This window comes from Tangfeifania sp., assembly GCF_055108615.1.
In genome coordinates, this window is record NZ_JBSQIC010000140.1 from 1 (window position 1) to 5,779 (window position 5,779).

General features: G+C 42.6%; 7 protein-coding genes. 1 reads left to right on the forward strand and 6 read right to left on the reverse strand.

All coding sequences use genetic code 11. From position 1 onward, the window contains the following. Positions 1-93: 93 nt before the first annotated feature. Together ACTCNA_RS17460 and ACTCNA_RS17465 are read right to left on the reverse strand one after the other, a co-directional pair. On the reverse strand, positions 94-258 hold the full coding sequence (locus tag ACTCNA_RS17460) for a uracil-DNA glycosylase family protein (RefSeq protein WP_462949221.1): 165 nt from the start codon (positions 256-258) through the stop codon (positions 94-96). 17 nt (positions 259-275) lie between these two features. Further along, positions 276-1,349, reverse strand: a complete 1,074-nt coding sequence (locus ACTCNA_RS17465) for a class I fructose-bisphosphate aldolase (RefSeq protein WP_462949222.1) — start codon at positions 1,347-1,349, stop codon at positions 276-278. Between the two features lie 356 nt (positions 1,350-1,705). Here ACTCNA_RS17465 and ACTCNA_RS17470 point away from each other — a divergent pair, with 356 nt between their 5' ends. Then, positions 1,706-2,326, forward strand: coding sequence for a carboxypeptidase-like regulatory domain-containing protein (locus tag ACTCNA_RS17470; protein WP_462949223.1), 621 nt, complete (start codon positions 1,706-1,708; stop codon positions 2,324-2,326). 102 nt (positions 2,327-2,428) lie between these two features. Here the strand turns inward: ACTCNA_RS17470 and ACTCNA_RS17475 are convergent, their stop codons facing one another. From ACTCNA_RS17475 to ACTCNA_RS17490, 4 genes are all read right to left on the reverse strand, one after another. Beyond that, positions 2,429-2,851 (reverse strand): 3D domain-containing protein, encoded by a 423-nt coding sequence (locus ACTCNA_RS17475; RefSeq protein ID WP_462949224.1) that lies wholly within the window; start codon positions 2,849-2,851, stop codon positions 2,429-2,431. 129 nt (positions 2,852-2,980) lie between these two features. After that, positions 2,981-3,559, reverse strand: a complete 579-nt coding sequence (locus tag ACTCNA_RS17480; RefSeq protein ID WP_462949225.1) for a DUF3109 family protein — start codon at positions 3,557-3,559, stop codon at positions 2,981-2,983. Continuing rightward, a complete protein-coding gene (gene gpmI / locus ACTCNA_RS17485) occupies positions 3,556-5,088 on the reverse strand; it encodes a 2,3-bisphosphoglycerate-independent phosphoglycerate mutase (RefSeq protein WP_462949226.1) in 1,533 nt (510 codons plus the stop codon). Before gpmI ends, ACTCNA_RS17480 begins: the two co-directional genes overlap by 4 nt. A gap of 295 nt (positions 5,089-5,383) precedes the next feature. Continuing rightward, the coding region (locus ACTCNA_RS17490) for a peptidyl-prolyl cis-trans isomerase (RefSeq protein ID WP_462949227.1) at positions 5,384-5,779 on the reverse strand (396 nt) is incomplete at its 5' end.

Below are 5,779 nucleotides of genomic sequence, written 5' to 3' on the forward strand. Positions count from 1 at the left end.
TGTAATTTCCATAGCTTTCATTTTTGTTTTTGTACCGATGCCGCGATAAATGCAGGTTCGGCAGTTGATTGTTTTTCAGTTCCGTCCAGCAGTTCAAAAACGGCTCAGAATATACTTTGTGGCGTGATATCCCAAGGGAATTAAAAATTCCGGTTTTACAATTTCAATTTCCTGTTCCATGTATTTGCCGCATAATTCAATTTCATCGCTTTTGGGTTTCCGGTTTTTGGGGAGCCTGCATTTTATCAGGTTGGTCATATAAACCTCATTTTTGTTCAGGCTACCGTAATTTCTTTATGCAGGTAAACATCCTGAATGAGATTTAACAGTTTAACTCCCTCTTCCATGGGGCGCTGGAAAGCTTTTCTGCCTGATATAAGTCCTGTGCCTCCGGCACGTTTGTTGATAACAGCCGTACGAGCTGCCAGTGAAAAGTCATCAGCTCCCGATGAGGCTCCCCCGGAATTGATTAACCCGATTTTCCCCATGTAGCAGTTGGCCACCTGGTAGCGGCAAAGGTCAATCGGATGTTCCGAAGTTAGTTTATTGTACATATCGGGGTGGGTTTTGCCAAACTTAAGGGCAGTAAAACCTCCGTTGGTTTCGGGTAGTTTTTGTTTAATCAGGTCGGCTTTAATCGTAACACCCAGGTGATTGGCCTGTCCGGTAAGGTCGGCAGCAGTATGATAATCTTTTTCTTTGGTTTTGAAACTGTTGTTTCGGGTATAGCACCATAAAACCGTTGCCATTCCCAGTTCATGGGCCCGCTCGAAAGCATCAGCCACTTCAATAATCTGGCGGTTCGATTCCTGCGAACCAAAATAGATGGTGGCTCCCACGGCTGTAGCGCCAAGATTCCAGGCTTCCTCCACGCTTCCAAACATTATTTGGTCGTATTTATTGGGATAGGTGAGCAGCTCGTTGTGATTTATTTTCACAATAAAAGGAATTTTGTGTGCATATTTTCGGGCATGCAAAGACAGGCCGCCAAAAGTTGTTACCACCCCGTTGCATCCGCCTTCAATGGCCAGTTTAATAATGTTTTCCGGATCAAAATAATCAGGATTTGGTGCAAACGAACTGCCTGCCGTATGCTCAATTCCCTGATCGACTGGCAGAATAGACAAATAACCGGTGCCCGAAAGCCTCCCGTGGTGATAAAGGGAAGACAAACTTTTTAATACCTGCACATTCCGGTCGGAAATGCCAAAAACGTTATCGATTGCCGAGGGGCCCGGAAGGGTTAATCGCTCTTTCGGAATACACGTTGCTTTGTAAGTTAACAGGTTTTCTGCTTCACTACCTAAATATTTTTCAATCTGTTCCATACTGTTTATTGAATTTTTCATCTTATAAAATACTTTCTCTTTATTTTGAAAACCGCCCGTCATCTATTGAATCAGGAAGTTTGCTCAGATTTATTTCCAGCCAGCCGGTTCTCACTTTTTCTTTTAATCAAATCCTTAAAGGTAAAAAATTTATCCGACAAGATTTTCTACGTTTAATGATTTGCCTGGGGACTTTAACGTTAGGTGAAGTGTATTTTAAGTAGTCGTTTTTTTGATAACCCTATTTATACAGGTTGTGTGCATTTTCCACTTTAACTGCATTAACAACTTATTAACAATTTTTAATTTAACCCATTAAAATACCTTTTTTGTCTTAATAGATGTCATGAACATTGCTAAAACAGGAAACAGAAAAAATGAAAAAATTAATAGCACTTGCATTTATTATATTTAGCTTGTCCTTTATAACAAGAGCTGAAAATGATGATCCTCCTCCCGGAACCGATGACGACAGAAAATCTGCACGCATCAGTGGTGTGGTTATTCATGAAGAAACAAATGACCCGCTGGAATTTGCAAATATTGCGGTTTACAGTAAAGCCGATTCGTTCCTTGTTACAGGAGGAATAACCAACGAAAATGGCGAGTTTGAAATTTCGAACCTTCATCAGGGTGAGTTTTTTCTTGAAGCCCAATTTATTGATTTTGAGAAGTCGAAAGTAAACGATATTGTAATTGACGAAAACAATAAATCGGTTGATTTGGGGCGAATTGAAGTAAGCCCTTCGTCGGTGGCAATAGGTGATGTGGATGTAGTAGCCGATAAAGCTCCCGTGGAATTTAAACTCGACAAAAAAGTGGTGAATGTAAGCCAGGACATCAGTGCCATTGGCGGTACTGCAGTAGATGTGCTGGAAAATACTCCTTCCGTTCAGGTGGATATCGAAGGCAATGTCTCAGTAAGATGGTCTTCAAATTTCACAGTACTTATCGACGGCCGCCCAAGTGTGTTGAGTGGGAGTGAGGCGCTGTGTTAAATTCCCTCTTCGGCTATCGAGGGCATAATTTTAAATCGGATGAAAGAGGTGACCGCGGCGGTGGCGGAGGAATGGACTTTGGTGGCGGCGGTGAGTACTAAGCTACTCCTGTTTCTCCACCTTCCATTTAATCGTAACTTTTTTAGTGCCCCATTTTTTGGCGCGTTTTTCGTTGACTCCCATGTAGATATCGATTTTTTGCTCCCAGCGTTTGTTCATTTTATCGAGCACCCTGAATTTTCCGGGTAGTCCCTCTATTTTAACAAGCTGGTTGTGTGTCAGTCCCTGTTCGATTAAATCGCGCGAAACGGCAATGACTTTCATTCCCGGCTTGAGCGTGTCACCCCATGCGCCAATATTCGGATGGTTTCGGTGGGTTTGTCCAGGCAAAGAATTGTAGGCAGAGACAATCACTTCCAGCTCTTTTGTTTCGGTTTTTTTACATGTTGTGAAAATGATCGGCAAAAACAGAAACCAAAGTAATGCAACAGAAAAACTTTTTATTTTATCTTGAAATGTATTCATGAAATGAAAGCTGATTACGAAATTATTCCTAAGTCCCTTCGGTAAAAAATATAATTATTTCGAACAATCGTCTTTCTCAATATAACGATTGATCTGAGCAGGATGTTCGGAATTTGAAAGGAAGTCTTTTTAGTTTGGCTGTTTTTCGAGGTATTCAGCAGCGACCTCCACTTCTTTGAACCAGTCTTCACCATATTTGTGTATGAGTGGTTCTTTCAGGAATTTATAAAGCGGAACTTGCAGTGCTTCCCCGCAGGCCAGTCCGGGTTTGCAAATGTCCAGTTCTTCGTAATTAACTGCGTCGAAACGTTTGTATTCGGTAATCCGGATGGGGAAAAGATGGCACGATACCGGTTTGCGGGAAGTAATCTCTCCTTCAAAAAATGCTTTTTCAATACCACACTTCAGGATTCCTTTTTCATCGTAAAAGGTGTAAGCGCATTGTTTTTTATCCACCAGCGGCGTTACAATATCCCCATCGCTGTCAATAACCGAGAAACCTTGTTTTTTTACCGCATCCTGATGTTTTTTGGGCAGGTACTTTTTGAATTTGGGATAATCCCGCTTAATAATTTCAGCTTCTTCCCGTGTTAGGGGCGCACCCGAATCGCCTTCAACGCAGCAGGCTCCTTTGCATTTCAGCAAGTCGCATACGAATTTTTTTTCAAAAACATCGCGGCTGATTATGGTGCGTCCGATTTCTATCACGAAATAAGATTTTTGCCGGTCATTTCTTTGGGAATTTCCAATCCCATATCGGCAAGCAATGTTGGTGCAACATCGGCCAGTATGCCGTCTTCCAGTTTCACGTTGGTTTTATCGTTGCTCACAAAAATGCAGGGCACCGGATTCAGTGAGTGGGCCGTGTTTGCCGAACCGTCAGGGTTTACGGCGTTGTCAGCATTTCCGTGGTCGGCAATTATAAGTACATTGTAATCGCCTTCAAGCGCTGCTTCCACCACTTCTTTGGCGCACTGGTCAACTGCTTCAATAGCTTTGTAAATGGCTTCATAAACGCCGGTGTGGCCAACCATATCGCCATTGGCAAAATTGAGGCAGACAAAATCGGCCTCTTTGTTTTTGAGCTTTGGCACAATGGCATCTTTTATTTTTGGTGCCGACATTTCGGGCTGCAAGTCGTAGGTTGGTACCCGTGGCGACTGAATCATGATGCGCTCTTCTCCATCGAATGGTTCTTCGCGCCCACCGCTGAAAAAGAAAGTTACGTGTGCATATTTTTCCGTTTCGGCAATTCTTATCTGTTTCAATCCTGCTTTTGAAACGATTTCACCCATGGTATTTACCACGTTTTCTTTGTCGAAAATAACATTGATGTTTTTAAAATCGGCTTTGTAATTGGTCATGGTGTACCACTTCAAATCCATGGTTTTCATGCCGTAATCGGGCAAGTCTTCCTGGGTGAAAGCAATGGTAGTCTGGCGCAGACGGTCAGTACGGAAGTTAAAACAAATTACCACGTCGCCTTCTTCGATGGTTGCCCGTGGTTCACCGTTTTCATCCACCATCACAATTGGTTTCATAAATTCGTCGGTCACCTCGTTGTCGTATGATTCCTGAACTGCTTTCAGTATATCGGTTGCTTTTTCGCCTTTCCCTTTGGTGTAAAGGTCGTAGGCCAGTTTCATACGGTCCCAGTTTTTATCGCGGTCCATTCCAAAGTAACGGCCAATGAGCGAAGCAAATTTTGCATTGGTGGGTTTCAGTGCTTCCAAATCATTTTTTATGAAACCGTAACCCGAGCGGGGATCGGTGTCGCGGCCGTCAGTCAATCCGTGGATGAAAATATCTTCCAGCCCCATGTCGGTAGCTATTTGTGCCAGTGCCACCATGTGCGAGCTCAGTGCATGCACTCCGCCGGGGCCAATCAACCCGATGAGGTGAACCTTTTTATTGTTTTCTTTAGCGTAGTTGTATGCTTCAACAATTTGCGGATTTTCCCAAAGCGATTTATCTTTTATGGCTTTCGAAATTTTCACCATGTCCTGGTAAAGCACCCGGCCTGCGCCAATGTTGAGGTGCCCCACTTCGGAGTTTCCCATTTGTCCATCGGGTAATCCTACATTTTCGCCCGAAGCCAGTAGTTGTGAATGCGGGTATTTTTCGAGCAGTGAATCCATAAATGGAGTGGGGGCCTGAGAAACTATATCGCGTTCAGTACCATCGCCAATTCCCCATCCGTCAAGGATCATTAAAATTGTTTTCTTTATGTCAGCCATATCATTTTATTTTAATTGTTTTTAATTCGAACAGACAAAAGTATCTTTTTTTGAATTAATTATGAAATATCTGCCAATTTGCTGAAAGTGATTTAACAAATTCTTGATCGTCCGGGAGGTTTTTAAATCAGGAGTAAAAAAACAAGATGATGTTTCCGGTAAAATAGATGATAATTATTGACAGGCTTTTCCTGCCAATTTTCCCAAAACCTTCTTTCTCCCTGTAAATTTCACAAATAAAAAAAGCTGCCTTTTGACGGGCAGCTTTTCAAATACTATTATCTATTCTGAACTATTAATAAAATTTTGCTCTCTGGTCTTCAATTTCCGCTATTTCGCGATGAGCGTTGTAGGCTTGTGACTGGGCCCTGAACGTTAAATTCTGAGCCAGCTGCAATTGTTCACTTTCAACATCATGGTTGGTTCCTTCGGTAACAGAAGTTACCTGAATGATGTAAACACCATTATTGCCTGCAACAGGTTTTGAAATCTGATCGGTATCGAGCGTTGTTGCAGTTCCGATAACGGCAGGTTCCATTCCAACACCCGGTATTTGCACAGCGTTGAAGTTGATATTGCTTGCGCTTTCGATGGTTGCATCGAGTTCGCTTGCTATGGCTGTCAAATCAGTTTTTCCTTCCATGGCAGCATTGGCTTTTTCAATTAAGAATTCGGCTTTCTTCTCTCTCAT